The organism is Allofranklinella schreckenbergeri, assembly GCF_003703475.1.
Classification (GTDB): Bacteria; Pseudomonadota; Gammaproteobacteria; order Burkholderiales; family Burkholderiaceae_C; genus Lampropedia; species Lampropedia schreckenbergeri.
The window spans coordinates 195,708-221,755 of sequence record NZ_RDQM01000003.1 but is presented as its reverse complement, the minus strand read 5'-3'; the positions used below and the strand labels follow the sequence as shown (position 1 = coordinate 221,755).

The following is a 26,048-nucleotide window of genomic DNA, read 5'->3' as shown; positions in this document are numbered from 1 at the left end:
CAGATAAGGTGCGACAAAGCTCCATTCTTCATCGCTGACATCACTGGGGTAAGGCTTGCGAGACATGCTGGCACTGTATCCAAGCTCAGCACCACCTCTCGGAAAAGTGCATAACACGCTCTAGGCCGAATCGACATTCACCCCACCCACAAGGGAATCGATGCGAGGTAGAGGAAGGCCAGGAAGTGGGAGGGCTTGCGGTCGAAGCGAGTGGCGATGCGGCGGAACTGTTTGAGCCTGGCAAAGCAACGCTCGATGCGATTGCGTAGCCGGTAGAGTGCCTTGTCGTAGGCGCGCGGTTGCTGGCAGCTGCGAGGCGGGATCACCGGCTGGGCGCCGAGCGAGTGGATCAGCGCCACCAGTTGCCGGCTGTCATAGCCTTTGTCGGCCAAGACGTACTTGGGCTTGAACCCGGCCAGCAGCGCCGGGGCTTGCGTGATGTCGTTACGCTGGCCACCAGTGAGGATGAATCGCACCGGTCGGCCCTGGCCATCTGTCGCCATGTGGATCTTCGTGCTCAGACCTCCTCGGCAACGCCCCAGAGCCGGGTGCGCCGCCCCCTTTTCCGGTCGCCGCCTGTGCGTGCGCCCGGACAATGCTGCTGTCGATCATCAGATACTCGTTGCTTCGATCCTGAATCAGGGACTGGAACACCAGCTCCCAGATGCCCTTGGCCGCCCAGCGGGTGAAGCGCTTGTGCACGCTCTTGTAGGCTCCGTAGCGCGTGGGCAGATCGCTCCAGCGCGCCCCGGAGCGCAATACCCACAGCACGCCATTGACAAAGCTGCGGTTGTCCGCTGCCGTACGCCCAGGGTCACCGATCTTACCTGGGAGCAGGTCTTCGATCCGCTCCCATTGGGTTTGGGTCAATTCGTAGCGGCTGGGCCGCGGATGCTTGGTCTTGGACATCCGCCGAAGATACCGGATGAATGTCGATTCGGCCTAGTGCGCTGTCCCACAGGTTACTGTGGGCTGCCCTCGCCTGAGAATGAGCGCAGCGCAAGAAGGCCCATGAGGACAATCTCAAAGACTTGGCGCAGAGCCTGCACGGAGGCACAGGCCATCATCAATGGGCAGGCCAAGCCATCGCCCCCATCCACACTGTGCACGCCAATATGATGAAGCCGCCCGATACAGCCATCAGCCCAAGCGCAACTGGGGTCGCAGCCCCGCGCGCGCAGCCAGCGTCACCAGCATGTCCAGGCTGAAATCCTCCACCTTGCCCTTGATCAGGCGCGAAACCCTGGGCTGCGTGATGCCCAAATGGCAAGCCGCTTCGGCCTGCGTCCAGCCTTTGTCCTTGAGGTGCTGCGCGGTCAGAATCATCACCTCTGCGCGCAGGCGCATCACCTCCACCTCGGCCGGGCCGAAGCCCAAGTCGAGAAACACATTGCCGCTACCCTGCGTGCGGCTGGCATCCTCCCAGCGGGCGTCTTGTGTTTTTTTCATGGCTCACACTCCTATCGTTTTGTGACGCCTGGCGGCTAGGTCGAGATCGTACTGGGCTGTCTTCTGCGTCTTCTTCTGGAAGGCGTGCAGCACATAAACCGCATCGGCGTCTGGGGGATTGGGGAGGGAGATTTTTCAAGAAGAGCGCTGCGCCGCGCCAACGCGCCAGTCCTGCGCCGCCTGCTGCCGTGACCACAGTCGCGCATACAGGCCGTCCAGCGCCAGCAGTTCGTCATGCCGCCCCTGCTCCACCACGCGTCCGTGATCCATCACCAGAATGCAGTCGGCGTGGCGCACACTTTTGAGCCGGTGTGCAATCACGACCACTGTCCGGCCTTGCGCCAGTTCGGCAATGGCGCGCTGGAGCTGCGTTTCGGCCGATGGATCGACGCTGGCTGTGGCCTCGTCCAGCAGCAGCACAGGCGCGTCTTTTAGCAGGGCGCGGGCGATGGAGATGCGCTGGCGTTCGCCGCCGGACAGCGACGCGCCGCCTTCGTCGAGCACCGTGTCGTACCCATCGGGCAATGCACTGATGAAGTCATGCGCCTGAGCGCGCCGCGCGGCGGCGATGACTTCTTCCCGGCTGGCGTCGGGCCGACCGATGCGCAGGTTGTCGAGCACCGAGCCGGAGAACAGCAGGACATCCTGGAAAACCATCGCCACGTGGCGGTGCAGCGCGTCGGTGCCGATCTCGCGCAGATCAGCGCCGCCGAGCCGAATCGCGCCCGCATCCACGTCCCACAGCCGGGCGATCAGATGCACCAGCGTGCTCTTGCCAGCGCCGCTCGGGCCAACGATTGCCGTCAGGCAGTTGGCCGCAATCTCGCATGACACATTGTCAAGAACGGCCGCGCCGCCTTGGCGATGCTCATATGCGAAGCGCACCTTGTCGAACACGATGTCATGGCCTTGCGGGACGGCCGCCTGTGCCGGTTCGGCCAAAGCCTGCTCGGCCAACACGTTTTCGATACGCGCCAGAGCGCGCCGCGCAAAGCGCAGCAGCATGGCGGCCAGCCCCACCTCGAACAATTGGCGGTACACCGGCAGCGCCAGCACCAGAAAGGCAATCAGCACCTCGGGCGAGAGCGTGCCGCCCGCAAGCCACCACGCGCCAGCCAGCGCCAGACTGACATACCCCGTTTCCAGCAGAAAACCGTAGGCCACCAGCCACGGCGCGGGTTTGGTTTCGGCTGCCAGCAGGGCCGCGTGATGTTCCTCCAGCGCGGCTTCAAGGCGTTGCCATGCATCGCCGAAGCGGCCGTAACCACGCACGACGGCGATGCCTTGCACATACTCCAGCAAGGCCGAATGCGCTGCGGCGTTGGCCGCCATCAGACGCTGGCCAGTGCGCGCCGCAACGTGCTGTGTCCAGGCCAGCGCCAACAGCGCCAACGGTATGCCAGCCAGCGCGATCAGGGCCAGCCGCCAGTCCAGCCACAGCAGAAACAGCATCAAAAAAGCGGGCATCGCCAGGCCCGAAACGAACACGCCGAGAAAGTGCGACCACAGGTTCTCGACCAGCGCCAGATCGGAAGTCAGTCGCGCGCTCAGGTCGCCGCCCCGCTGCTTGCCGAACCAGCCCATGGGCAGGCGGCGCAGGTGATCGGCAACACGCAGCCGCGCCTCGCCCATCATCGCGTAGGCGCCGCTGAACACCAGCGGCATGCCGACTGCGCCAGCGGCAATGCGCGCCAGCAGGCAGGCAGCCATCGCCGCCCCGTACCCCAGCGCAGTCGCCGATGTGATGCGGCCGGTAAACACCGCGTGCAGCAGCAGATAGAGCAATGGATATGGCGCGGCGGCGAACAGTCCTTCCACGACCGACCAGCGCAGGCCGCGCATCAGGCGCGGATCACGCGTGCCCGAGAGGCGAAAGCCCGACTGGACCAGTTCCCGGATCATGCCCCGGCCTCCCGCTGCGCCGCATCCGTGGGCATTGCCAGCGACCATTCCCTGACCTGTTCATGGTCGCGCCACAGGCGCTGGTAAGCGCTGCATTCGCGCAGCAAGGTTTCGTGCCTGCCCTGTCCTGCCACGCGGCCGGCCTCCATCACGACGATGTGGTCGGCATGCATGATCGTGTGCAGTCGATGGCCGATCATCAGCACCGTGCGATTCGCACACAGCGCATCCAGCGCTTGCTGGATCAAGGCTTCGTTCTCGGCGTCGACGCTGGCGGTTGCTTCGTCCAGCAAAAGAACGGGCGCGTCCTTGAGCAAGGCGCGGGCAATCGACAGCCGCTGGCGCTCGCCCCCCGAAAGGCGCGCGCCACGCTCGCCCAGCGGCGTGTCATAGCCCTGTGGCAAGGCCATGATGAAGTCGTGCGCGCAGGCGGCACGGGCGGCGGCCTCGATGGCCGCGTCGCTGGCTTCGGGCCGCGCGATCTTCAGGTTGTCGCGCACCGTGCCGTGAAACAAAAACACGTCCTGGAACACGATGGCCAGCTTCGCCAGCAGCGCATCGAGCGGCCATTCGCGCACATCCGCGCCGCCCACGCGCAGGCTGCCGGCGTCGAACTCATACAGCCGCGCCACCAACCGCACCAGCGTACTCTTGCCGGAGCCGCTTGCTCCCACCAGCGCGGTCAATTGCCCGGCCTTGGCCTCGAAGCTCACCTCATCGAGCGCCAGCCGCTGGCCGTAGCGGTGGCACAGCTTCTCGAAGCGGATGTCCAGTGCGCCATCGGGCGCTTTCGCCGCACGGGACTGGTCCAGCGGCGGCGCAGCCAGCACGTCGCTGATACGGCGCATCGCTTCGGCGCGCTGCATCTGCTCGCCAATGGCAAAGGTCAAACGCAGCAATGGCGCGAGGACAGCCGGGGCCACCAGCAAAAACAGCACATAGGTGGGAGCGTCGAGGCTGCCGCGCGCATGCAGCCAAGCGCCGAAAGGCGCCACCACCACCAGATTGGCCGACAGCAATCCGGTGAACCACACCCATCCGCGCGCGCTCCCCCGGGCATAGTCTTCCACCCAGCGCACCGCGCCACGCACGGCATCGGACAGCTCGCCGAACGAGCGCGCCGCAAGCCCGAAGCTCTTGACCACATGCACGCCGCGCACGTACTCCCCCACCTGGTTGGCAATGCGTTCTTGCAAGGCGCTCCACTCGCGCATGCGCTCGCCCATGCCACGCATCGACCCCCACTGCACCAGCAGAACCACCGGCAGCGGGCTGAGCGCGGCCAGCGCCATGCGCCAGTCGGCCACGAACAGCAGCACGGCCGCCGCCAGTGGCACGGCAGCGGCGGCTACCGCGTCGGGCACCATATGGGCGAAAAAGCCCTCCATGCTGTTCACATCATCGGTCAGCGTGCGGCGCATGCTGCCCGAGCCGCGCGCGGCAAAGAACGACAGCGGCACTTCTCCAAGACGTCGCGCCATCGCTATGCGCAGCCGGTGCTGGATGGCGAAAGCGCCGGTGTGCGCGAACACATGGCTGACCGCCATCAGCGCCCAGCGCAACAGCAACAACCCCATGGCCCACCAGGCCAGCCGCCGCACCGTGGCGATGTCGGGTTGCGCGCCGAACAATTCGACGCTGATGCGGTAGATGAACCAGAACGGCGCGATGCTCAATGCCGCCGAAGCGACGGCAGTGATGACCGCCGATCCGAGCAGCCATGGAGCCACGCGCATCAGGCTACCAAAGCGCACCGGCGCAGGAATGGATTTTGGACCTGGCGATTCCGTGATCGATGGCTTCATGCTCACCCCTCGGTCTGGAGAACCAGACGCGGCAGACACAGGGCGATCAGGACCAGCACAAGGCCCGCTGCGCCCCACACCAGTGCAAAAGCGTTGGCGTAGCCCAGCATCTGGCCCAGCCCGCCAATGGCGCCGACCGCCATGGCGTTGGCAATGTTTTCACCACATTGCATGGCCGTGAAATCCGTTCCTGGCGAGTGTGGCGAAGACCAGTTCATGAACACTGCCCAGACCGACACGAACAGCGCGCCCTCGAAGACCCCCTGCGTGCAAAAAGCCAGGTAGTAAGCCCATTGGGCATGAACGCCGCACCGCTCCAGCCCCCAGGCCATCCCGAGCATCAGCGCCGCCATGGCAAAGCTCGCCAGCACCGCACGCCGATTGCCCAGCCGCCGCACCAGCGGAATGCCCAGAACGACGCCCCCGCATGCGGTTGCCAGCATCACGGCCATCTGGATATACCCGATGGCATCCAGACCCAGCCCCCGATCCACCAGCCAGGGCTGGATCAGGGTGCTGACGGCCGTACTGGGAAACTTGAACAGCAGAACCAGCGCCAGCGCCCACCCAAGATCACGATGGCGCAGCAGATCGCGCAGCCGAACCTTGGCGGCTGCACCGGCGCTTGAATCGACACATGAGCGGCCACTTGATTCGGCGCTGGCCAGCGGCGCCTGCCAGCGTTTGTCCAGCCAAAGCAGCACACCGATCAAGGCAATCAGACCGGCCAGAATCGCCATCGTGGCGCTCCAGCCCAAATGATCGTGAACGATCAACAATCCGCCGCCGCCCAGCAGCATGCCGACGATGAAGCCTGCGATCTGGATCGCATTGGCCACGCCAGCGGCCTTGCCTTGCAGGCGCGATACGGCATAGGCATTGGTGGCGATATCCTGCGTGGCGCTGATGAAGTTGAGCGCAACCAGGCCAGCCAGCGCCAAGCCAAGGTGCGCGCCGATCGACAGCGGCATCAATGCCAGGCAAGTCAGCGCCGCAGCCGTCTGGCCGATGAAGATCACCCGCGGATAACGCCAACGGATGCAGGCATTGTCAATGCAACTCGCCCACAGGAACTTGAGCGCCCAGGGCAGAATGGTCAGGCCGACCAGGCCCACATGCGCCACGCTGTAGCCGCCAGCGCGGATGAGCGTCCCCAGTGCATGAAAAGCCAGCCCCGCTGGCAGGCCCTGGGTGATGTACATCAGCGCCAGCGCCCGGTACTCGCTGGCGCGCACGGCCGCCAGCGCCGCTGGCCCGCGTTCTTCCTCAGAAGTCATAGGCCAAGCGAACCCCCACGGTACGCGGCGCACCGGCAGTCACCAAAGTGCCGCCCCGGCCATCGCCAATCGCCCGGGTGAGGTATTTCGCGTCGGTCAGGTTCTTGCCGTACAGGCCCATCGTCCAGTTTCCGTGATACCAGGACAGGTGCGCATCCACCAGCGTGTAGGCCTTGTCCGCCTGATCGTTGGCTTGCAGATAGACCTTGCCGATCCGGCGGGCGGCAACGCCCAGTTCCCAGTTTTCGGCAGGCCGCCAAACGGCGGACACGCCAAAGCTGGTGCGCGGCGTTGCCGAGAACTGCCGACCCGCGTAGTCAGTGCCACCACGCACATAGTCGTCATAAACCGCCTTGACGTAACCCAAGTGGCCGCGCAGTTCCAGCGCGCGCGCAGGCCGCCAGGCGGCATCCAGTTCAATGCCCTGAATGTGCGAGCGTCCTGCGTTATCCGTCATCGTGGCGCCCCCCAGCCCCTCGATCACGACTTGCTGATTGCGCAGGCGGGAGTAGAAAGCCGCCGCACCAAATTCCCAGCGATGGTTGGCATCCTTGACCCGATAACCGATCTCGGCGTGATGGGCGTACTCGGGTTCGTAGGGGTTGCCGGCCGCTGCGGATTGGGTCGCATAGACGTTGAAACCTGCGGCCTTGTAGCCGCGCGACATCTTGAACCACGCAAACTGTTGCTCGTCGGGGCGGTATTCCAGCGCGAGCTGCGGCAACCACACCGTGTTGTTGACCTTGCGTTCCAGACTTTCGACCGAGCCGTTCTGGTTGCTGCTCCAGGCCATTTCACGGCGGTCTCGCGTCAGGCGCAGCCCAGCGCCCAGGCGCCAGCTCGGCGCGAAATGCCAGCCAGCTTCGCCAAACAGCGCCACCGTCGTGCCGTCCACCTGTGAGGCGGTGGCGCTGCGGAAGAACGGCGCGTAGTCGTACAAGTAGGGGCGATTCATGTCGGTACGCGAGGCATGAAAGCCAGCCATCCAGTCGAACGGGCTTTGTGCCGTGGCCTTGCGCTGGATGCGGGCTTCGGCGTTGTAACCCTTCAGCTTGAGATCGAAGCCGTTGGTGGCTCCGAGCAAGGAGACCGGCGTCCAGTAGCTCCACCGGGCATCGCTGGCGCCAACAGCCACGGTCAGGCGCGTATCGGCATCCAGCGGGCGGGTGTACTCGCCGCTGAACAAGGTGTAGCTGATGTCGTTGGTTCCGCTATCGCCTTCGACCGACTCCCGCTGTCCGGCGCCCGCCTGCCTGAGGAAAAAGTCGCTGCCGCCGTTGCGGTCCAAATGATGCAGACCCAACCGAAGCTCGCCGCCCGCATCGTCATGGTGCAACAGCTTCAGGCGCGCGAAATTGCTGCCCCAGCCGCTTGTGTCCTTGCGGTTCAGCGTCACGTTTCTGACATGGCCATCACTTTCATCGCGCCCGGCCGTGATGCGTACCGCAGTCCGCTCCCCGAGCGGCACATCCAGCCCCAGACCGGCGCGCCGCCGGTTGTCAGTCCCGAAGTTGAGCTGTGCAGAACCGGCGAACGTCATGCCGGGATCCCGGCTGCGAATCGCGATCAGGCCGCCGATATTGCCCTGACCGTGCAGCAGGCTCTGCGGGCCGCGGAGGATTTCAACCTGCTCCAGATCGAACAGGTTTCCGATCACGCCGGTCAGCGGCAGCGGTACGCCGTCGATTTGCACCCCGATGCTGGCGACATCCGACTCTTCGTCGCCATTGCCCATGCCCCGGATAATGATGGTGCCCAGCCCGCCAACGAAATCGGTGAAATAGACGTTGGGCAGTTGCTGCGCAGCGTCATTCAGGTGTTGCAGGTCTTCGCGCTCGACCGCATCGCCATCGATCACGCTCACGCTGGCAGGCGCGTCGAACGCGGCGGTTCCCCGCTTGGTGGCCGTGACGGTGATAGTCGCAAGCGTGGTGGCTTTCGGCTCCCCATTGGCATCGCCGGTTTGCGCCCAAGCGCTCTGCGAAGCAAGAAGGGATAGCGACAACGATAAGGCGAGCGGTGTGCGCTTGTTGGATGTCATGATGAAAACCGAGAAGAGTTAATCTATACCCCTCGACTTTAGTGATTCTCATCCGCATCTATATGCCCTCAAAGGCAGACTTCATACCCGCAGCGGGAGTTTTTTTATGTCGCGCAACTCATTCATCGACGTGGCGAGCTATCTGCCTTCCGCCAGCAAGCCATCGGTTGACGCTTGGCCGGCTGGGCCACAACAAAGCGGCGCCCATGTCACCCAATACGGCTTGTCTGCATTCGCCAGTCGCAGCGAATACCGGGAGCCCGTGCGCCTCACGGTGACGGACTCCGAGAACCGCCTGCATCTGTCGGTGTGGCTGCGCGATGGGCCGGACATCAACCTTGATGGCCGCCAATTCAGCGTATCTGGCCGCCAAACCGTGGTCGGCTATTTGCCGGATGTGCCCTGGAAAACCCAGTGGCGCGGCCGTGCGCATCAGGTTGGGCTGCTGTTGCCCCTGGACGCGCTGCCGGAGCTGGCGGGCGAACAGGGTTTTCTGTTCGCCGAGCGATTGCGCCGCGCCAGCAATCTGCGTGTCGAGTCCGCACATGCCAAGGTGTTGCGCGCCGCCCATGAGCTCGATGGCATCCTGACTTCCACGGCAAGCAGCGCCCTGCTGCGCGAAGCCAAGAGTCTTGAATTGCTGGCCCTGCTGATCGACAGCACCATCGATGACAGGCGCAACGTCTTTACCCGCGCCCAGCGCGCGCGCCTGGAACTGGCGCGCGCCTTGCTGTTGGCGCGTATCGACTGCGCCCCCACCATTGCCGAGCTGGCCCGTGCCTGCGGCATGAACACATTCCAGCTCAAACAAGACTTCAAGCGCATGTTCGGCATGTCCGTGCATGCGCTTTATCAGCAAGAACGCATGCATCATGCATGGCAACTCATCGAGTCCGGCAAAACCAGTGCAGCAGAGGCAGGCCGACAAGTCGGATACACCAACCTGAGCCATTTTGGCGCAGCGTTCCAGAAACAGTTCGGAATACTTCCCGGCGAACTCAAGCGCCGGCCCATGGTGTAGATGAAGCGCTATCGGGATTGAATCCAAGCCAATTATTGGGAAACGACATCTAGGCCGAATCGACATTCATCCGGTATCTTCGGCGGATATCCAAGACCAAGCATCCGCGGCCCAGCCGCTACGAATTGACCCAAACCCAATGGGAGCGGATCGAAGATCTGCTCCCAGGCAAGGCCAGTGACCCTGGGCGAACGGCAGTAGACAACCGCAGCTTCGTCAATGGCGTGCTGATCGACAGCAGCATTGTCCGGGCGCACGCACAGGCGGCGACCGGAAAAGGGGGGCAGCGCACCCGGCTCTGGGGCGTAGCCGAGGAGGTCTGAGCACGAAGATCCACATGGCGACAGATGGCCAGGGCCGACCGGTGCGATTCATCCTCACTGGTGGCCAGCGTAACGACATCACGCAAGCCCCGGCGCTGCTGGCCGGGTTCAAGCCCAAGTACGTCTTGGCCGACAAAGGCTATGACAGCCGGCAACTGGTGGCGCTGATCCACTCGCTCGGCGCCCAGCCGGTGATCCCGCCTCGCAGCTGCCAGCAGCCGCGTGCCTGCGGCAAGGCACGTTACCGGCTACGCAATCGCATTGAGCGTTGCTTTGCCAGGCTCAAACAGTTCCGCCGCATCGCCACTCGCTTCGACCGCAAGCCCTCCCACTTCCTGGCTTTCCTCTACCTCGCATCGATTCCCTTGTGGGTGGGGTGAATGTCGATTCGGCCTAGGGCCGCCATCGCGACATTTTTATTTCAAAGGGAAAAATCACCTCAATAACAAAATGCCGAAATTGGTTTGTTTATTTGATTATTGATTTAGAATTAACAAGCTCTAAAGCCCATTGCCACCCTCCACGCGCGCAATGCGCAGCAAATTGGTCGTGCCCGGCGTGGCAAAGGGCAGGCCGGCGGAGATGACGATGTGATCGCCCTCGCGGGCAAAGCCGCGCTCCAGCGCGACTTGTCTGGCCATGTCGGAGATCAGCTCCACGCTGACATCGGCGGCCAGCTCGGGCGAGATCACCGGGTGCACGCCCCACACCAGGGCCAGGCGGCGCGCGGTGGCCAGGTGCGGCGTCAGGCCGATGATCGGCGCGGCGGGGCGTTCGCGCGCGGCGCGGATGGCGGCAAAGCCGGAGCTGGTAAAGGCCACCGTGGCCGCGGCCTGGAGCAAGGCGATGGTGTGGCGCATGGCCAGGCCGATGGCATCGGCGGAGGTCGGTTGCGGCGGCACGTAGGCCACGTCCATGGCGTCGCGCCAGGTGGGGTCGGCCTCGCTTTGGCCGATGATGCGCTGCATCATTTCCACCGCCTGCACGGGGTAGCGCCCGGAGGCCGATTCGGCCGAGAGCATGACGGCATCGGCCCCTTCGTAGATGGCGCTGGCCACGTCGGAGGCTTCGGCCCGCGTGGGCACGGGCGAGGCGACCATGGATTCGAGCATTTGCGTGGCCACGATGACGGGCTTGCCCATGCGGCGGCAGGCGCGCACGATTTGGCGCTGGAGGGAGGGCACTTGCTCGGCGGGCATTTCCACGCCCAGATCGCCGCGCGCGACCATGACGGCGTCGGTCTCGGCCACGATGGCTTCCAGCGCGGCGATGGCGGCGGGTTTTTCCAGCTTGGCGACGATGCCGGGGCGGCTGGCGGCCTGGCTGGCTGGTTGGGCCGGGTGCGCAAAATGGGTCTGGATGAGCTGGCGCAGCTCCTGAATATCCTGCGCGCGCTGCACGAACGAGAGGGCAATCCAGTCCACCCCCAAATCCAGCGCAAAGGCCAGATCGGCGCGGTCTTTTGCCGTCAAGGCGGAAATGGGCAGCAGCACGCCGGGCACGTTCACGCCCTTGCGGTTGCTCAAGCGCCCGCCGATGACGACGGTGGTATCGGCAAAGTCCGCCCCGCAGCGCTGCACGCGCAGGCGCAAGCGCCCGTCGTCGAGCAGCAGCTCGGCCCCGGCGTGCAGGGCGGCAAAAATTTCCGGATGCGGCATGGCCACGCGCGTGGCATCGCCCAGGCGCGCCGTATCGAGATCGAGCCGGAAGTCCTGCCCGGCGTGCAGCTCCACCGCATCACCCTCGAACGCGCCCACGCGCAGCTTGGGGCCTTGCAAATCCACCAGCACGCCGATGGGCTGGCCGGTTTCGGCCTCGATTTCACGAATCCAGGCGTGGCGCTGCTGGTGGTCGGCATGCGCGCCGTGGCTGAAGTTGAGCCGGAAAACATCCGCGCCCGCCTCCCAAAGTGCGCGGATGGCGGCTTTGTCGTTGGTGGCAGGGCCAAGGGTGGCAACGATCTTGGCCTGGTTGCGCGGGGGCATGGTGAGGGTGTGCGTGGTGTTCATGGTGTGAAAAGTGGGGGAGCCAGAGCACGCTATTGTGAATCAGCCCAGCGCCGCCGCATCAGGGTAGCCACGCGCACAAACTTGCGTTTTGCAAGCGTCGGCCAGGGTTTTCCATAGGTTGCCAGCGGGCACAATGTCACACGGGTCAACCGTCTTTTTCCGCCAAGATGCCGCACGCAAGCCAACGCCCTTCGCCCTCCTCCCCGCCCGACTGGCATTTGCTGGACGCAGACGAGGCGCTGCGCGCCCAGCGCAGTGATGCCGCCTGCGGCCTCAGCGTCGATGAGGCCGCGCGCCGCCTGGCCGCGCATGGCCCCAATGCCCTGGCTACGCAGCAGGCGCGCTCCTGGCCCGCGCTGTTGCTGGCGCAGTTTCAGGATTTCATGATTGTGGTGCTGCTGGCCGCTGCGCTGGTTTCGGGCGTGCTGGGCGAGTGGGTGGACGCGCTGGTCATCGCCGTCATCGTGCTGCTCAACGCGGTGATTGGCTTTACCCAGGCGCGCCGGGCAGACCAAGCTATTGCCGCGCTGCGCCAGCTTGCGGCGGCGCAGGCCCAGGTGTTGCGCGACGGTCAGCCGCGCACGGTGCCCGCCAGCGAGCTGGCGCCGGGCGACATCGTGCTGCTGGAGGCGGGGCGGCAAATCCCCGCCGACTTGCGGCTGCTGGAGGTGGCGCAACTGAAGGTGGATGAATCGACGCTCACGGGCGAATCCGTCACCGTGGAAAAAAGCGTTGCGGCGCTGCCTGCCAATGGCGCAACGCTGGCCTTGGGCGACCGCATCAACCTGGGCTTCAAGGGCACGATGGTCACCCACGGCCGTGCACTGGGCGTGGTGGTGGCGACCGGCATGCAAACGGAGCTGGGCCGCGTCGCTGGTTTGCTGAGCGATGCCATCGATCGCCGCACGCCTTTGCAACTGCGGCTGGCCCGCTTTTCCCGCCAGCTCTCGCTGCTGGTGCTGCTGATCTGCCTGGGCCTGTTCGGCCTGGGGCTGGCGCGTGGCGAGCCACCGTTGGTGATGCTGCTGACGGCTATCAGCCTGGCCGTGGCCGCTATTCCTGAAGCGCTGCCCGCCATCGTCACCGTATTGCTGGCCGTGGGCGCGCGGCGCATGGCCGATTTCAATGCGCTGATCCGCCGCCTGCCTGCGGTGGAGACACTGGGCTCGGTCAGCGTGATTTGCTCGGATAAAACCGGCACGCTGACGCAAAACCGCATGCATGCCGAGCTGGTGCTTGCTGGCGGCCAAGCCTGGCGCCCGAATGACGTCAAAAATGACGCCCAAAACCGCACCGCAGACCACGCCGCAGCCCCTCTGCCCTCGCACCATGCCTTGCTGCGCGCCGCCGCGCTGTGCAACGACGCCACTCCCCTCAACCCAGACGAGGCCCGAAACCCCACGGGCTGGCAGGGCGACCCGACTGAAACCGCGCTGACCGCCGTGGCCACGCAAGCTGGCTGGTTCAAGCCCGAACTGGAAGCGGCCATGCCGCGCGTGCTGGAGCTGCCTTTTGATTCCGACCGCAAGCGCATGACCACCTTCCACCGCGACGGCGACCCAGGTGGCGGCCCAGGCGGCGACCAGGGCCACGGCAGCTTCATTGCCTACACCAAAGGCGCGCCTGAGAGCGTACTGCCGCGTTGCACCGGGCAATGGACGCCCGAGGGCGTGCAAGCGCTGGATGCCCGCGCGATGCTGGCCGAGGCCGAACGCCTGGCCGCGCAGGGCCTGCGCGTGATGGCCCTGGCCTGCCGCGCCTGGCCCGCGCTGCCGACCGCACCACAAAGCGTGGCCGCCACAGAAGCCATCGAAAACGAGCTGGCGTTGATCGGCCTGATCGGGCTGATCGACCCGCCGCGCGAGGAAGCCGCCGCTGCCGTGCGCGACTGCATCAGTGCCGGCATCCGACCGGTGATGATTACCGGCGACCACCCGGCCACCGCACTGGCCATCGCCCGCCGCCTGGGCATCGTGGGCACAGAGGAAGCTCAAGTGCTCACCGGCGCGGCGCTGGCCGCGCTGGATGACGTGGCGCTCCAGGCCCGCGTGCAGGACGTTCGCGTGTACGCCCGCGTCGATCCGGCGCAAAAGATCCGCATCGTGCAGGCCTTGCAAGCGCACGGCCAGTTCGTCGCCATGACCGGCGATGGCGTCAACGACGCGCCCGCGCTCAAGGCCGCCGATATCGGCGTGGCCATGGGCAAAGGCGGCACCGATGTGGCGCGCGAGGCCTCCGCCCTGGTGCTGCTGGACGACAACTTCGCCACCATCGTCGCCGCCGTGCGCGAGGGGCGGCGCATCTACGACAACATCCGCAAATTCGTGCGTTACGCCATGACGGGCAACTGGGCCGAGGTGCTCACGCTCTCGGCTGCGCCGCTGCTGGGGCTGCCCATGCCGCTGCTGCCCATCCACATCCTGTGGGTCAACCTCGTCACCGACGGCCTGCCCGGCTTGGCGCTGGCGGCCGAGCCAGCCGAGCGCGGCATCATGCGCCGCCCGCCGCGCCCGCCTGGCGAAAGCCTGTTCGCCCACGGCATGGGCTGGCACGTGCTGCTGGTGGGGGCGCTGCTGGCTGTGCTGTGCCTGGGCTTGCAGCACTGGGCCATCACCAGCGGCCAGGGGCACTGGCAAACCATGGTCTTTACCGTGCTCACCCTGGGCCAGATGGCGCATGTGCTGGCCATCCGCTCCGAAACCGAGCCGCTGTGGCGCCTGGGCCTGGGCAGCAACCGCCCCCTGCTGGGGGCCGTGGCCCTGACGTTTGCCTTGCAAATGGCGACGATTTACGTGCCCTGGCTCAACCCGGTGTTCAAAACACAACCGCTGGCCGCTCCCGAGTTGGCCCTGTGCCTGGCACTGGCGGCATTGGTCTTTGTCGCCGTCGAGCTGGAAAAAGCCTGGCGGCGGCGCGCCCGCACTTTTGCAAAGAGCTTGCCATGAGCAGTATTTCCCCCGCATGGGTGTTTCTGGGCGGCTTGGCTTTGGTCGTGCTGGGCGCCGAGCTGCTGCTCAAAAGCGCCACGCGCATCGCCAACTTGCTGCATATCAGCCCCATCGTCATCGGGCTGACGGTGGTGGCCATTGGCACGAGCCTGCCCGAGCTGGCAGTGGGCATCACCGCTGCTACCGAGGGCAAAGGCGCGCTGGCGGTGGGCAACGTCGCGGGCGCCAACATCATGGTGTTGCTGCTGGTGCTGGGCCTGAGTGCGGCCATTGCCCCTCTGCCCATCCACCCGCACAGCCTGCGGCTGGAAGTGCCCGCCATGATTGGCGCGGCCCTGGCACTGCTCATCATGTCCATCGACGGCCAGCTCACCCGCACCGAGGGCGCGCTGCTGGTGCTGGCTGCGGGCTTTTACACCGCGCTGATCGTGCAATCGAGCCGGCGCGATCGCCGCGCAGTGGCGGCGGAGTTCATCCACGAATTCGCCAATACCCCCCTGCCCCCGCAGGCGCAGCGCCGCCAGTCTTTCATCGGCCACACGGTGCTGCTGGCACTGGCGATTGGATTGACCATCGTGGGCGCCGATTGGCTGGTAGCAGGCGCCTCGGCCCTGGCCCAGGCTTTTGGCGTCTCGGACGCGGTGATCGGCCTGAGCATCGTGGCGCTGGGCACCTCCTCGCCCGAACTCATCACCACCGTGGTCGCCACGCTGCGTGGCGACCGCGACGTGGCCATCGGCAATTTGCTGGGCAGCGGCGTTTACAACATCCTGGCCATCCTGGGGGCCGTCATGCTGGCCGCGCCCCAACCCATCGACGTCAGCCGCGAGCTGCTGTTGATTGATATGCCCGTAGCTGCGGCAGTGGCGTTGGTCTGCCTGCCCGTGCTGCGCAGCGGGCACCGGATTTCACGCCTGGAAGGGCTGGGGTTTGTCATGGCTTACCTGGCCTATATGGGGTTGCTGCTGTTGACACGCACTTGAGAGCAGCGCACTGCCAGTGTGCATTGCGCAACCCGAGGTTTTTCATTTTTACAAATCAATGTAAAAACAACATCAACCGTAAATTGCCGAAACAATGCAATTTTTATCCCTTTTGAAATGGAATAAAACTCCGTGAACACCCTCCGAAAACCCCAAACCGCCCTCGTCATTGGCGCGGGCGTCATCGGCCTGGCGACGGGCCGGGCGCTGGCTCTGGCAGGCCATGAAGTCATTGTGCTGGAAACGGCCCGCGCCGCTGGCACGCAAACCAGCTCGCGCAGCAGCGAAGTCATCCACGCGGGCATTTACTACCCGCCCGGCTCGCTCAAAGCCGCGCTGTGCGTGCAAGGCAAAGAAATGCTGTACGAATACTGCGCCGCCCGCCACATCGCCTGCCAGCGCCTGGGCAAGCTCATCGTCGCTACCACGCCTGCGCAGCAGGCCCAGCTCGAAGCCATCGCCCAGCGCGCATACGCCAACGGGGTGGACGATTTGCAGCCGCTGACCCAAGCCCAGGCCCAGGCGCTGGAGCCAGCCCTGCATTGCGAAAGCGCGCTGCTCTCGCCCAGCACCGGCATCATCGACAGCCACGCCCTCATGCTCGCCCTGCGCGGCGACCTGGAGGACGCTGGCGGCATGATCGCCTTCATCTCCCCCGTGCAAAGCATCGACTGCACCCACCCCGACGGCCGCAAGCGCCTGCGCACCGAGGATGGGACGGTGATCGAGGCCGATATCGTCGTCAACGCCGCAGGCCACGGCGCCATCCCGCTGGCCCAGCGCACACAAGGGCTGGCCGCGCAGCACATCCCCAAAGCCTGGTTCGTCAAAGGCCAGTACTTCACCCTCAGCGGCCCCGCGCCCTTCTCGCGCCTGATTTATCCCGTGCCGCAAACGGGCGGGCTGGGCATCCACCTCACGCTGGATCTGGGCGGTCAGGCCCGCTTCGGCCCCGATGTGCAATGGGTGGAGCACGCCGACGATTTGCACGTGGACCCTGCCCAGCGCGAGCGCTTTGCCCAGGCCATCCGCAGCTACTGGCCTGCGCTGGATGCGCAGCGCCTGCAACCGGGCTACGCGGGCATTCGCCCCAACATCGGCGGCCCGGGCGAAGCCGCGCCGGACTTCATCATCCAGGGCGCCTCCGTCCACGGCATCGCCGGGCTGGTCAACCTCTTTGGCATCGAATCGCCTGGCCTAACCAGTTGCCTGGCCATCGCGCAGCGCTGCGCGCAGGCCGTGACCGACTGAATTTCTCCCGCCCACCAAGGGAAAACGCCTACAAAAGCCGATAGAATCCACGCCCCGGGCGTTTTGCCAAGCGGCCTTGGGCGTTTTCCCCCCGCCGCGGCCCCACACTGCCCCCTTCTTCTGCCCGCAAGGCAGGCTCCTTTGATCTCAAGACATTTCTGTTTATGAAAATCGCGCAAGAAATCCGCGCCGGCAACGTCATCATGCACGGCAAGGATCCGATGATCGTCCTCAAAACCGAATACGCCCGTGGCGGCCGCGGCGCAGCCACCGTGCGCATGAAGCTCAAAGCCTTGCTCTCCAACATGGGCACCGAAGTCGTGTTCAAGGCCGACGACAAGATCGACAACGTCATCCTCGAGAAGAAAGAGTGCACCTACTCCTACTTCGCCGATCCGATGTACGTGTGGATGGACACCGAGTTCAACCAGTACGAAGTCGAAGCCGCCAACATGGGCGATGCCCTCAACTACCTGGAAGACGGCATGACCGCCGAAGTCGTGTTCTACGACGGCAAGGCCATCTCCGTGGAGCTGCCCACCATCGTCGAGCGCGAAATCACCTGGACCGAGCCTGGTGTCAAAGGCGACACCTCGGGCAAAGTGCTCAAGCCCTCCAAAATCGCCACCGGCTTTGAAGTGGCCGTGCCGCTATTTGTCAACCAGGGCGATCGCATCGAAATCGACACCCGCACCGGCGAATACCGCAAGCGCGTCTAAGGGCCATCGACACAAGCACAGCACACCCACACCTGAAAAGCTCCATCCCTAGGGAAGGGGCTTTTTTTTGCCGTGCTTTCACTTTTTTCATTCACCCATCAGCAGTAAAGGATTGTTCATGTCTGATCTGTCTCTCCAGCAATTTCTCGACCACATCGCCCAGCGCAACCCCGGTCAGCCCGAATTCCAGCAAGCGGCCACCGAAGTGTTCGAGAGCCTCTGGCCTTTCATCAGCAAGCACCCGCAATACGCCGAACAAAACCTGCTGGAGCGCCTGGCAGAGCCTGAGCGCATCATCATGTTCCGCGTCTGCTGGGTGGACGACGCGGGCAAGGTGCAAGTCAACCGCGGCTACCGCATCCAGCACAGCATGGCCATTGGCCCCTACAAGGGCGGCCTGCGCTTTCACCCCTCGGTCAACCTCTCGGTGCTGAAATTCCTGGCCTTCGAGCAAACCTTCAAAAATGCGCTGACCACCCTGCCCATGGGTGGCGGCAAAGGCGGCTCGGACTTCGACCCCAAGGGCAAGAGCAATGGCGAAATCATGCGTTTCTGCCAGGCCTTTGCCGCCGAGCTGTACCGCCACGTCGGCGCCGACACCGATGTGCCTGCGGGCGACATCGGCGTGGGCGGGCGTGAGATCGGCTACATCGCCGGCTACATCAAAAAGCTCACCAACCGCGCCGACTGCGTGCTCACCGGCAAGCCGCTGAACCTGGGCGGCTCGCTGATCCGCCCCGAGGCCACCGGCTACGGCACCGTGTACTTTGCCGAAGCCATGCTCAACGAGGCGCGCAACTCCTTCCAGGGCATGAAAGTGGCCGTCTCCGGCTCGGGCAACGTGGCGCAATACGCCATCGAAAAAGCCATGGCACTGGGCGCCACCGTCGTCACCTGCTCGGACTCCAACGGCACCGTCTATGACCCCGCAGGCTTCTCGCCCGAGAAACTCGCCATCCTGATGGACATCAAGAACGTGCAGTACGGCCGCGTCAAGGACTACGCCGCCAAGGTCGGCGCCGAGTACATCGAAGGCAAGCGCCCCTGGCACATTCCGGCCGAGGTCGCCCTGCCCTGCGCTACGCAGAACGAACTGGACGAGAACGACGCCAAGACGCTGATTGCCAACGGCGTGGTCTGCGTGGCCGAGGGCGCCAACATGCCCTGCACCATCGAAGCGGCCAAGGCGTTTGAAGCCGCTGGCGTGCTGTTCGCGCCCGGCAAGGCCAGCAACGCCGGCGGCGTGGCCACCTCCGGCCTGGAGATGAGCCAGAACGCCATGCGCCTGGCCTGGACGCGCCAGGAAGTGGATCAGCGCCTGTTCGGCATCATGCAAAGCATCCACCAGGCCTGCCTGGAGTACGGCCGCCGCGCCGACGGCAAGGTCAGCTACATCGACGGCGCCAACATCGCCGGCTTCGTCAAAGTCGCCGACGCCATGCTGGCCCAAGGCGTGGTTTAAGCCTTTTCAAGCCCCTGAGCACGATCTGCGTGCCGAGCCGGATGGCGGCCTTCTGCCATCCGGCTATTTTCATATCAAGATAAAATTAATTTGAATACCATCATGCCGAAATAGGCATATTTTTTTGCCTATTGAATGATAAAAATGAATAAAATCGCCGCCCAACCCACCGCTTCAGCTCCTCAAAACAGCGACGCCCTGGCCTGGATCGGCCTGGGCGGCAACTTGGGCGACGCCATCGCCACCTTGGAGCACGCCGCCCACGCCTTGGCCCACCTGCCCGACACCCGGCTGGAAGCCGCTTCCCCCCTCTACCGCAGCGCCCCCGTCGATGCCCAGGGGCCGGACTTCATCAACGCCGTTGTGCGCCTGCGCACCCGTCTGGCGCCCCTGCCCCTGCTGCGCGCGCTACTGGCGCTGGAACGCGACGCAGGCCGCCAACGCCCCTGGCGCAACGCCCCGCGCACCCTGGATCTGGACCTGCTGCGCTACGAACACGCTGGCGCCGCCCTCACCTGCGACAGCGAGGAGCTCACCCTGCCCCACCCCCGCATGCAGCAACGCGCCTTCGTGCTGCGCCCCCTGGCCGACATCGACCCCACCCTTGCCCCTGCAACCGCCCTGGCCGCCGTCGCCGATCAAGCGCTGGAGCGCCTGCCCCAGGCACAGCAATGGGCATGGAGCGGGCAGCCACCCAAGGGCTGTATATAAAATTTCGTATCATGCCCGCATGATCGAACCCAAGCCCATTGCATTCAGAGGCAGCGCATTGGAAGACCTGCGCGCCTTTCCTCTTGCCGCCAGACGCGATGCGGGCCACCAACTCGACCGCATTCAAAACGGGCATGAGCCAGACGATTGCAAACCCATGCGCACCGTGGGGCCGGGGGTGAAAGAAATCCGTATCCGCGATTCCGACGCCGCTTTTCGCATCATTTACGTTGCCAAATTCGCCGATGCCATTTACGTGCTGCACTGCTTTCAGAAAAAAACACAAAAAACCAGTCAAGCCGATCGGGACTTGGCTGTCCGCCGGTACCGCGATTTGTTAAAGGAGTTAGAGCGATGAGCCAATCACACCGCTTTGCCAGCGTCTGGGACGCGCTGGAAGACACACCACAAGAAGCCGAAAACATGAAACTGCGCTCAACCCTGATGACAGCGCTGCGCAGCCACCTCGAACGCAATGGCATGAGCCAGACGCAGGCGGCCGCTCTTTTCGGCGTGACACAACCGCGCGTTTCCGATCTGATGCGCGGCAAGATCAACTTGTTCAGTCTAGATACGCTCGTCAATATGGCCGCGGCTGCGGGCTTGAACATTGAACTGCGCGTGCTCGAAGCAGCAATTTGAGCGCTTCTTGGGCACCGGGCTACGCCAGGCCCGCAAGTCCACTCACTCCCGCATCCCGCCCGTGCAACGCGTATGCCCGGCCAAATCGCAGCGGTGGCTAATGTGGCGCAGGCCCGCCTGGGCCAGGATGGCGGCTACGGCGCTGGCCTGATCCCAGCCGTGTTCCAGTAGCAACCATCCCCCCGGGGCCAGCCAAGTGGGGGCAGCCTGGGCGATTGCACGGATATCGGCCAAACCATCGGCACCGCTGACCAGGGCTTGCCGAGGCTCATGCTCCAGAGCGGGCAGATGGGGATCCGCTGCGGCGATATAGGGCGGGTTGGAAACCAGCACATCCCATTGGCCTGCGCCGGGCAAGAGCGGGGACTGCACGGGTGATGGCCCGTTATCGGCCGCTGCATCGAACCAACTGCCTTGCAGCCAATGCACTTGCAGCCCCAAGGCCTGGCCGTTTTGGCGGGCCACGGCCAGGGCGCTGGCGCTTTGATCGCTGGCCCAAACCTGGGCATCAGGCCGCTGGCTTTTGATGGCCAGGGCAATGGCGCCGCTGCCTGTGCCCAAGTCCCACACGCGCGGGTTGGTGCGCGGGGCCAATGTTTGCAGTGCCCACTCCACCAGGGTTTCCGTATCAGGGCGGGGGTCGAGCACGTCGGGGGTGATGCTCAACTCCAGGCCGAAAAAGCCTTTGCGCCCGGTTAAGTAGGCCACCGGCACACCCTGCTGGCGCTGGGCCAGCAGGTGGGCAAAGGCGGTTTGCTGTGCAGGAGTGAGGGGTTGCTCATCGTGGGCAATAAGCCAGGCGCGGCTGCGCTGGGCTTGTCCAAGCGCATGCAACAACAGCAGTTGCGCGTCAATGCGCGCCAGGCCCCGCTGGGCGGCATCGCGCAAAGCAGCGGCAATCGTGGGGAGGGCTACAGGCATGGCATTCACACTCGGGGTTGTTGAAATTGGGTTTGCGAAACGGTTTTTCGAGACAAAAGCCGCAGATGCAAGGCGAAAACGCGCACAAGGCGCGAACAGCTTGCAAGCGTTTTCAACGCCGCAGATGCACAGTTTTGACCGAAAACAACGCCGCAATACTGAATCTCAACAAGCCCTCGGTCGGGCATCGCAATCGCTGCACAACGAGGGCCGCAAAGGCGGCTGCGCGCCGGTTGAAAGGGGTGGGATCGACAGCCAATTTTCCGGGCTTTTGCATTGATAATCCGGCGCTTTTGCGCTTTTTCCGCGCGCTTTTTGCCTGAAGCAGGTGCGCTGCGGTTTGTGCAGCACAGCTTCAGCCATTTTTTTCAAAGGGGGTTTCATTGACTCAAGCCACCACCGATACAGCCGCACCGGCCGCTTGGCCTGATGAGCCGATGCGCCAGCAGGCGCTGCAATACCTGACCACGCGCCGCTCGCGCTGGCCGCTGCAAGAGCCGGGGCCGGACGATGCGGCGCTGGCACAGATTTTCGCGCTGGGCGCTTGTGCGCCCGATCACGCTGGCTTGTATCCGTGGCGCTTTCAATATGTGCGCGGCGCGCAGCGCGAAGTGTTGCTGGAGCGGGTTATGGCGCACCCCGATGCGCAGTCTCCCGAGGTGCAAGAGATGCGCAGCAAGTTCGCACGCAAATTGACAACCGCGCCGGTGGTGATGGTACTGGCCATCCGCGTGGCCGAGCATCCCAAGGTGCCGGAGTTCGAGCAGTTCCTCTCCTGCGGCGCGGCGGTTATGAATATGCTCAACGCCGCGCATTGCCTGGGCTTTCAAGGGTTTTGGTCCACCGCGCCCGCGCCGCTGGATGCGCTGCTGCGCAGCGTGATGGGCTTTGAGGCGCAAGATCGGATGGTCGGCATACTCAATTTCGGCACGGCAGCGCAGCCCCCCTCCTCCCCGCTGCGCCGTGTGGAGCCCGAAGCTTTTGTGCGCGCCTGGGATGGCGCTTGAAATAGAGGGCTTGCGCCCGCTTGTCTCGCAAGACTGCCCTCAAGAATGGCGCTGCACGAGGATTTCAAGGACAGATTCTCCCCCGCCAGCCGCCCCCAGCGCTGGCACAATGCGCCCTCCTATGCAGCCACCGTCTCACTCCCCTTTCGACCTTCAACGCATTGCCCGGCTGGCGCTGTACGTCATCGTGCGCCCGGCGGAATATTTCCGCACCATGCCCCGGGGCGGGCCGCTTGTTGAGCCTATGGTTTTCACCGCCGTGCTGAGCCTGGCGGGTGCCATCGTCTTTGCCCTGATTTCCTGGCCCCTGACGGGGCAGCTTCCCGCATTGGGCAGTTTGCTGATCGTGCCGGGGCTGGTCTGCGGGGGGGCCTTATTCGTTGCTTTGATTTTGATGCTGCTGTGGAAGCTGCTGGGCTCACAACAGAGCTATGCCACGGCCTTTCGCTGCGTCGCCGCGACCATGGCGGTCGTGCCCTTGACTGCCTTGCTCACACCCCTGCCCGATCTCAGCCTGATCGTGAACGCCAGTTGGAGCATTTATCTGCTCTACGTTGCCAGTCTGGAGGTGCATGGCATAGGGCGGCCCAAAGCCTTGTTGCTGCTGGCCTTGCTCACGGGCGTCATGGGCGCCAGCCTGTGGTCTAACCACACGTTTCAAACGCTGGTGCGTGAGCAGCGCCAGCAATTGGGCGTCAGTGAGCAGGCTTATGAGCAAATGAGCGAGCAAGAACGGCTGGAGGTCGACCGGCGCGTGCTTGAGCGCCTGCGCCAGCGCCCCTGAAGCCCCCCCTCCACGCCTGAGAGAACACCACCATGCTCAGCCCTGCCGCTTCCCTTGGCCCCAGCGCTTGGTTGCTGCCCTGGGCAGCGCTGGCTGCGCTGGCCTATGGTGCAGCGATGGTGTGGCCCCGCGCCCATCAAAGCCATCCGCCGCGCCTGCTGCTGCTGGCGGCGTGGTGTTTGCATCTTGCGAGCATTGCTTGCGGCCTGCTTTTGGCCGTGCCCACGTTTGGCTTTGGCCCGGCGCTTTCCATCACCGGCTGGCTGGCTTTCACCGTTTACGCCATCGAATACCAAGTGCTGCCGCGCTTGCCGCCGCAACGCTGGCTGTTGGCTGTAGCGGCCGCCTCGGCGTTGCTGGGCGCGCTCTACCCTGGCCCGCCCCTGCCCGATCGCCATAGCCTTTGGATGGCTACGCACATGGCGCTGGGCATTTCCTCCTACGGCTTGTTTGCTGCCGCCGTCTTCCACGGCTGGCTGATGCGGCGCGCAGAAAAGCGCATGCGCAGCGCCTCTGCGCTGGATGCTGGTGATGACTTGCCCCTGCTGGCTTTGGAGCGGCTGACTTTCCGTTTCGCCCAAGCGGGCTTTGTGTTGCTCACCGCCACGCTCATTGCCGGGCTGTTGTTCCGCGATACGGTCTATGGCCAAGCCTGGGCCTGGCGGCACAAAGAGGTGTTCTCAACGCTGGCGTGGATGACCTTTGCCGCTTTGTTGCTGGCGCGCTGGCGCATGGGGCTGCGCGGCAAAAAGGCCGTGCGCATTCTCAATGCGGGGGCAATTTTGCTGCTGCTGGCCTACGTCGGCTCGCGTTTTGTCATGGAGGTGATATTGGCATGAGCAAGTGGCTCATTCTTGCCCTGGTTGTTGGCGTGCTCGTCTGGCGCTGGTCGCAACGCCGCACCGCCCGCATGGCGCCCCCCACTGTCCGCGCGGGCGCTGCCCCGCAACCGATTGCCATGGTGCCTTGTGAAGTGTGCGGCGTGTTGATGGATGCTCGGCTGGCCATCCGCAGCCCCACTGGCCACCTTTGCCACACGCATCGCCACGGTGCACACCCGCCTGACGCATCATGAGTTTCTGGCGCACCGCCTGGGGCTTGTCGCGCTCCATTGAAGCCGCACCGGGGCCGTTTCAGCGCCTCTGGCGGGGCTTTCTCATGGGCCGGCTCATGCTGGCCTTTGCGCTGCTGTTTTTGCTCAGCACCGAGCGGCTTCTCACAGGCGCCGTGCCCTCGCGCGTGCTGTGGCTGGCGCTGGGCTACATGCTGCAAACGGCCCTCATCCGCTGGCTGTGGGGGCGCCAGCAGCCTCGACGCAAGCCTGCCTTGCACTGGGTGTTCACACTGGCGGTAGATATTGGCGTGTGCGCGCTGCTGCTGAACTGGCACACCAGTGGCTTCAGTTTGATTCCGCTGTTTGGGCTGCCGGTGCTGATGGCCGCAGCCTTGGGCAATTTCACCGTGCTCATCGGCACTGTGCTGGGCGTGATCGCTGCGCTGGCCTGGGTCACGCTCTCGCCTGCCACCAGCGACATCCGCCCGCCCGAAGTTTTGCAATCGCTGCTCAGCGGCATGGGTTTTTTGGTCTTGGGGCTGCTGGTGCATGAAATGGCCTCGCGCCTGCTGGGCGAAGAGCAGGAAAACCGCAAAAGCCGCGAAGCTGCCTTGCTGCAAAGCCAGGTGAACGCCCTGGTCATCTCGCATTTGGAAGATGGCGTGCTTGTCGTGGACGCCAACATGGTCGTGCACTCCGCCAACCCCGCCGCCCTGGATATTCTGGGCCTGCCCGCCAATGTCCCGCTACCGCTGGATTTGCAGCAGGACCCGGCCTGGCACCCATTGGTGGCCATGGCCAAAATCACCATCCGCCGCGGCACCCCGCAAGTGGCCGATCTCACCTTGCTCAAGCCCGGTTGCAGCCCCGTGGGCGTGCACGCGCGCTCGTGGATCACGCAAGGCCCCCAATCGCGCCGCCGCCTGGACGACCGCCAGGTGCACTGCGTCGTTTTCCTGCACGATTTGCGCAAGGCCGAAGCGCAAGTGCGCACGGAGAAACTCGCCTCCATGGGCCGCATGTCGGCTGCCGTGGCGCACGAAATCCGCAACCCGCTCACCGCCATCATCCAGGCCAACACCTTGCTGGCGGAAGATTCGCAAGACGCCGCCACCCAGCGCCTGACGGAGATGATCCGCCAAAACGCCGAGCGCCTGCGCCGCATTGCCGAAGACATCCTCGACGTGGCCCGCGTGCAGCGCCAAACCGATGACGATGCCCGCCATGAAGCCCTGGCGCTGGACGAGTGGAGCAGCGAATGCGTGCGCGACTGGCAAGCGCAAGAGCCTGCCGTGCGACTGGTGCAAATGCAGTTGGGCGCGCCAGAGGCCATCGTCGCGTTCGATCGCGACCACCTGCGCCGCATCCTCGTCAACTTGCTGGACAACGCCTTGCGCTACATGGGGCCGCACGACGACTCGTTGCAGGTACTCACCGAGCAAAGCGCCAATGGCCAGGCGCGGCTGACCGTCTGGAGCGATGGCGCGCCGCTGGAAAAAAGCGTGGAACAGCACCTCTTTGAACCGTTTTTCTCCTCCGAAAGCCGCTCCTCGGGGCTGGGCCTGTTTCTCTGCCGCGAGCTGTGCGAGCGCCACGGCGCCACCATTGGCTACCAGCGCATGGAGCTGGCTACCGCGCGCGGCGTTTTGGCGGGCAACGCCTTCACCGTGCTTTTCAAGCGCCCCGTCAAAAGCCGGCACGGCCAAGCCCCCATGCTGGACGAGTTGGTAATTTGACAG

24 protein-coding genes and 1 pseudogene are annotated in these 26,048 nt (G+C 64.6%); 16 read left to right on the top strand and 9 right to left on the bottom strand.

The window, feature by feature from the left end; genetic code table 11:
• Window positions 1-137: 137 nt before the first annotated feature.
• From EBQ26_RS03725 to EBQ26_RS03695, 7 genes are all read right to left on the bottom strand, one after another.
• Window positions 138-909, bottom strand: a protein-coding gene (locus EBQ26_RS03725; RefSeq protein ID WP_238944119.1) for an IS5 family transposase whose coding sequence is annotated in 2 segments (ribosomal slippage) — window positions 138-552 and window positions 551-909 — 774 coding nt in all. Because the reading frame shifts where the segments join, the coding sequence is not laid out codon by codon here.
• 231 nt (window positions 910-1,140) lie between these two features.
• Window positions 1,141-1,449 (bottom strand): helix-turn-helix domain-containing protein, encoded by a 309-nt coding sequence (locus tag EBQ26_RS03720; protein ID WP_122237673.1) that lies wholly within the window; start codon window positions 1,447-1,449, stop codon window positions 1,141-1,143.
• Between the two features lie 3 nt (window positions 1,450-1,452).
• The gene (locus EBQ26_RS03715) at window positions 1,453-1,581 is read right to left on the bottom strand and encodes a type II toxin-antitoxin system RelE/ParE family toxin (protein WP_122237672.1); all 129 of its coding nucleotides are present in this window, start codon (window positions 1,579-1,581) and stop codon (window positions 1,453-1,455) included.
• 3 nt (window positions 1,582-1,584) lie between these two features.
• Window positions 1,585-3,351 (bottom strand): ABC transporter ATP-binding protein, encoded by a 1,767-nt coding sequence (locus tag EBQ26_RS03710; protein WP_122237671.1) that lies wholly within the window; start codon window positions 3,349-3,351, stop codon window positions 1,585-1,587.
• A complete protein-coding gene (locus EBQ26_RS03705) occupies window positions 3,348-5,156 on the bottom strand; it encodes an ABC transporter ATP-binding protein (RefSeq protein WP_238944117.1) in 1,809 nt (602 codons plus the stop codon). The genes EBQ26_RS03710 and EBQ26_RS03705 overlap by 4 nt, the downstream gene beginning before the upstream one ends.
• A 2-nt stretch (window positions 5,157-5,158) precedes the next feature.
• Window positions 5,159-6,433, bottom strand: coding sequence for an MFS transporter (locus EBQ26_RS03700; RefSeq protein WP_122237669.1), 1,275 nt, complete (start codon window positions 6,431-6,433; stop codon window positions 5,159-5,161).
• Complete coding sequence (locus EBQ26_RS03695) at window positions 6,423-8,474, bottom strand: TonB-dependent receptor (protein ID WP_122237668.1); 2,052 nt, start codon at window positions 8,472-8,474, stop codon at window positions 6,423-6,425. The genes EBQ26_RS03700 and EBQ26_RS03695 overlap by 11 nt, the downstream gene beginning before the upstream one ends.
• Before the next feature lie 106 nt (window positions 8,475-8,580).
• On the opposite strand from EBQ26_RS03695, the gene EBQ26_RS03690 reads away from it, so the two are divergent.
• Both EBQ26_RS03690 and EBQ26_RS03685 read left to right on the top strand, forming a co-directional pair.
• Window positions 8,581-9,495, top strand: a complete 915-nt coding sequence (locus EBQ26_RS03690; RefSeq protein ID WP_122237667.1) for a helix-turn-helix domain-containing protein — start codon at window positions 8,581-8,583, stop codon at window positions 9,493-9,495.
• Window positions 9,496-9,581: 86 nt separating this feature from the next.
• Window positions 9,582-10,198: pseudogene (locus tag EBQ26_RS03685) on the top strand (IS5 family transposase).
• 120 nt (window positions 10,199-10,318) lie between these two features.
• Here EBQ26_RS03685 and pyk read toward each other — a convergent pair.
• Window positions 10,319-11,803, bottom strand: a complete 1,485-nt coding sequence (gene pyk, locus EBQ26_RS03680) for a pyruvate kinase (protein WP_122237701.1) — start codon at window positions 11,801-11,803, stop codon at window positions 10,319-10,321.
• A gap of 191 nt (window positions 11,804-11,994) precedes the next feature.
• On the opposite strand from pyk, the gene EBQ26_RS03675 reads away from it, so the two are divergent.
• The 8 genes from EBQ26_RS03675 (at window position 11,995) to EBQ26_RS03640 (ending at window position 20,543) form a co-directional block, all read left to right on the top strand.
• Window positions 11,995-14,772, top strand: a complete 2,778-nt coding sequence (locus tag EBQ26_RS03675; protein ID WP_122237666.1) for a cation-translocating P-type ATPase — start codon at window positions 11,995-11,997, stop codon at window positions 14,770-14,772.
• On the top strand, window positions 14,769-15,758 hold the full coding sequence (locus tag EBQ26_RS03670; RefSeq protein WP_122237665.1) for a calcium/sodium antiporter: 990 nt from the start codon (window positions 14,769-14,771) through the stop codon (window positions 15,756-15,758). The genes EBQ26_RS03675 and EBQ26_RS03670 overlap by 4 nt, the downstream gene beginning before the upstream one ends.
• 132 nt (window positions 15,759-15,890) lie before the next feature.
• Complete coding sequence (locus EBQ26_RS03665) at window positions 15,891-17,009, top strand: NAD(P)/FAD-dependent oxidoreductase (RefSeq protein WP_122237664.1); 1,119 nt, start codon at window positions 15,891-15,893, stop codon at window positions 17,007-17,009.
• Between the two features lie 164 nt (window positions 17,010-17,173).
• Window positions 17,174-17,728, top strand: coding sequence for an elongation factor P (efp, locus tag EBQ26_RS03660; RefSeq protein WP_122237663.1), 555 nt, complete (start codon window positions 17,174-17,176; stop codon window positions 17,726-17,728).
• A 118-nt stretch (window positions 17,729-17,846) separates the two neighbouring features.
• Complete coding sequence (gene gdhA, locus EBQ26_RS03655) at window positions 17,847-19,190, top strand: NADP-specific glutamate dehydrogenase (protein WP_122237662.1); 1,344 nt, start codon at window positions 17,847-17,849, stop codon at window positions 19,188-19,190.
• 144 nt (window positions 19,191-19,334) lie between these two features.
• Window positions 19,335-19,901, top strand: coding sequence for a 2-amino-4-hydroxy-6-hydroxymethyldihydropteridine diphosphokinase (gene folK, locus EBQ26_RS03650; protein WP_122237661.1), 567 nt, complete (start codon window positions 19,335-19,337; stop codon window positions 19,899-19,901).
• Window positions 19,902-19,920: 19 nt separating this feature from the next.
• Window positions 19,921-20,259 (top strand): type II toxin-antitoxin system RelE/ParE family toxin, encoded by a 339-nt coding sequence (locus EBQ26_RS03645; protein ID WP_122237660.1) that lies wholly within the window; start codon window positions 19,921-19,923, stop codon window positions 20,257-20,259.
• The gene (locus tag EBQ26_RS03640; protein ID WP_122237659.1) at window positions 20,256-20,543 is read left to right on the top strand and encodes a helix-turn-helix domain-containing protein; all 288 of its coding nucleotides are present in this window, start codon (window positions 20,256-20,258) and stop codon (window positions 20,541-20,543) included. The genes EBQ26_RS03645 and EBQ26_RS03640 overlap by 4 nt, the downstream gene beginning before the upstream one ends.
• Before the next feature lie 42 nt (window positions 20,544-20,585).
• Here EBQ26_RS03640 and prmC read toward each other — a convergent pair whose 3' ends face one another.
• Window positions 20,586-21,464: a peptide chain release factor N(5)-glutamine methyltransferase gene (gene prmC / locus EBQ26_RS03635; protein WP_122237658.1), complete on the bottom strand. Its 879-nt coding sequence runs from the start codon at window positions 21,462-21,464 to the stop codon at window positions 20,586-20,588.
• Here prmC and EBQ26_RS12570 point away from each other — a divergent pair.
• The 6 genes from EBQ26_RS12570 (at window position 21,463) to EBQ26_RS03610 (ending at window position 26,045) form a co-directional block, all read left to right on the top strand.
• Window positions 21,463-21,744: a hypothetical protein gene (locus EBQ26_RS12570; RefSeq protein WP_147473993.1), complete on the top strand. Its 282-nt coding sequence runs from the start codon at window positions 21,463-21,465 to the stop codon at window positions 21,742-21,744. The genes prmC and EBQ26_RS12570 overlap by 2 nt on opposite strands.
• 103 nt (window positions 21,745-21,847) lie before the next feature.
• Window positions 21,848-22,471 carry a nitroreductase family protein gene (locus EBQ26_RS03630; RefSeq protein ID WP_122237657.1) on the top strand — a complete coding sequence of 208 codons (624 nt, stop codon included), beginning with the start codon at window positions 21,848-21,850 and terminating at the stop codon, window positions 22,469-22,471.
• A gap of 121 nt (window positions 22,472-22,592) precedes the next feature.
• The gene (locus tag EBQ26_RS03625) at window positions 22,593-23,255 is read left to right on the top strand and encodes a Yip1 family protein (protein WP_238944116.1); all 663 of its coding nucleotides are present in this window, start codon (window positions 22,593-22,595) and stop codon (window positions 23,253-23,255) included.
• A 32-nt stretch (window positions 23,256-23,287) separates the two neighbouring features.
• The gene (locus EBQ26_RS03620) at window positions 23,288-24,094 is read left to right on the top strand and encodes a cytochrome C assembly family protein (RefSeq protein ID WP_122237655.1); all 807 of its coding nucleotides are present in this window, start codon (window positions 23,288-23,290) and stop codon (window positions 24,092-24,094) included.
• On the top strand, window positions 24,091-24,330 hold the full coding sequence (locus EBQ26_RS03615; RefSeq protein WP_122237654.1) for a hypothetical protein: 240 nt from the start codon (window positions 24,091-24,093) through the stop codon (window positions 24,328-24,330). The genes EBQ26_RS03620 and EBQ26_RS03615 overlap by 4 nt, the downstream gene beginning before the upstream one ends.
• A complete protein-coding gene (locus EBQ26_RS03610) occupies window positions 24,327-26,045 on the top strand; it encodes a sensor histidine kinase (protein ID WP_122237653.1) in 1,719 nt (572 codons plus the stop codon). Before EBQ26_RS03615 ends, EBQ26_RS03610 begins: the two co-directional genes overlap by 4 nt.
• The last annotated feature ends 3 nt before the right edge of the window (window positions 26,046-26,048 follow it).

Bases quoted from the DNA above. Each gene is read 5' to 3' on its own strand.
- EBQ26_RS03720 (WP_122237673.1), bottom strand. From the start codon at position 1,449: ATGAAAAAAACACAAGACGCCCGCTGGGAGGATGCCAGCCGCACGCAG.
- EBQ26_RS03710 (WP_122237671.1), bottom strand. From the start codon at position 3,351: ATGATCCGGGAACTGGTCCAGTCGGGCTTTCGCCTCTCGGGCACGCGT.
- EBQ26_RS03705 (WP_238944117.1), bottom strand. From the start codon at position 5,156: ATGAAGCCATCGATCACGGAATCGCCAGGTCCAAAATCCATTCCTGCG.
- EBQ26_RS03700 (WP_122237669.1), bottom strand. From the start codon at position 6,433: ATGACTTCTGAGGAAGAACGCGGGCCAGCGGCGCTGGCGGCCGTGCGC.
- EBQ26_RS03695 (WP_122237668.1), bottom strand. From the start codon at position 8,474: ATGACATCCAACAAGCGCACACCGCTCGCCTTATCGTTGTCGCTATCC.
- EBQ26_RS03690 (WP_122237667.1), top strand. From the start codon at position 8,581: ATGTCGCGCAACTCATTCATCGACGTGGCGAGCTATCTGCCTTCCGCC.
- pyk (WP_122237701.1), bottom strand. From the start codon at position 11,803: ATGCCCCCGCGCAACCAGGCCAAGATCGTTGCCACCCTTGGCCCTGCC.
- EBQ26_RS03675 (WP_122237666.1), top strand. From the start codon at position 11,995: ATGCCGCACGCAAGCCAACGCCCTTCGCCCTCCTCCCCGCCCGACTGG.
- EBQ26_RS03670 (WP_122237665.1), top strand. From the start codon at position 14,769: ATGAGCAGTATTTCCCCCGCATGGGTGTTTCTGGGCGGCTTGGCTTTG.
- efp (WP_122237663.1), top strand. From the start codon at position 17,174: ATGAAAATCGCGCAAGAAATCCGCGCCGGCAACGTCATCATGCACGGC.
- gdhA (WP_122237662.1), top strand. From the start codon at position 17,847: ATGTCTGATCTGTCTCTCCAGCAATTTCTCGACCACATCGCCCAGCGC.
- folK (WP_122237661.1), top strand. From the start codon at position 19,335: ATGAATAAAATCGCCGCCCAACCCACCGCTTCAGCTCCTCAAAACAGC.
- EBQ26_RS03645 (WP_122237660.1), top strand. From the start codon at position 19,921: ATGATCGAACCCAAGCCCATTGCATTCAGAGGCAGCGCATTGGAAGAC.
- EBQ26_RS03640 (WP_122237659.1), top strand. From the start codon at position 20,256: ATGAGCCAATCACACCGCTTTGCCAGCGTCTGGGACGCGCTGGAAGAC.
- EBQ26_RS12570 (WP_147473993.1), top strand. From the start codon at position 21,463: ATGGCATTCACACTCGGGGTTGTTGAAATTGGGTTTGCGAAACGGTTT.
- prmC (WP_122237658.1), bottom strand. From the start codon at position 21,464: ATGCCTGTAGCCCTCCCCACGATTGCCGCTGCTTTGCGCGATGCCGCC.
- EBQ26_RS03625 (WP_238944116.1), top strand. From the start codon at position 22,593: ATGCAGCCACCGTCTCACTCCCCTTTCGACCTTCAACGCATTGCCCGG.
- EBQ26_RS03620 (WP_122237655.1), top strand. From the start codon at position 23,288: ATGCTCAGCCCTGCCGCTTCCCTTGGCCCCAGCGCTTGGTTGCTGCCC.
- EBQ26_RS03615 (WP_122237654.1), top strand. From the start codon at position 24,091: ATGAGCAAGTGGCTCATTCTTGCCCTGGTTGTTGGCGTGCTCGTCTGG.
- EBQ26_RS03610 (WP_122237653.1), top strand. From the start codon at position 24,327: ATGAGTTTCTGGCGCACCGCCTGGGGCTTGTCGCGCTCCATTGAAGCC.